Source organism: Streptomyces fildesensis, from assembly GCF_016107395.1.
Classification (GTDB): Bacteria; Actinomycetota; Actinomycetes; order Streptomycetales; family Streptomycetaceae; genus Actinacidiphila; species Actinacidiphila fildesensis.
On sequence record NZ_JAAIKO010000197.1, the window covers coordinates 1 to 417 of the forward strand.

The following is a 417-nucleotide window of genomic DNA, read 5'->3' on the forward strand; positions in this document are numbered from 1 at the left end:
AAGTGCAGCAGCTCCTGCAAGATTTCTTCAATGGCAAAGAGCTCTGCAAAAGCATCAATCCTGACGAAGCTGTCGCTTATGGTGCTGCTGTGCAGGCCGCCATTCTGAGCGGAGAGGGGAACGAAAAAGTTCAAGATCTTCTTCTTTTGGATGTCACGCCTCTATCTCTTGGGTTGGAAACTGCCGGCGGCGTGATGACCGTCTTGATTCCCAGGAACACGACCATTCCGACCAAGAAAGAGCAGGTGTTCTCTACCTACTCTGACAACCAGCCGGGTGTTTTGATTCAGGTATACGAAGGCGAGAGAACCAGGACGCGGGACAACAATTTGCTTGGCAAATTCGAGCTCTCCGGAATTCCTCCGGCACCGAGAGGTGTCCCTCAGATTACGGTCTGCTTCGACATCGATGCGAATG

1 protein-coding gene is annotated in these 417 nt (G+C 52.0%); it reads left to right on the forward strand.

Annotated elements, in window-relative coordinates; genetic code table 11:
* Positions 1-417, forward strand: a 417-nt coding sequence (locus C6N31_RS47240) for an Hsp70 family protein (RefSeq protein ID WP_198359673.1), incomplete at both ends; no start/stop codon positions are given.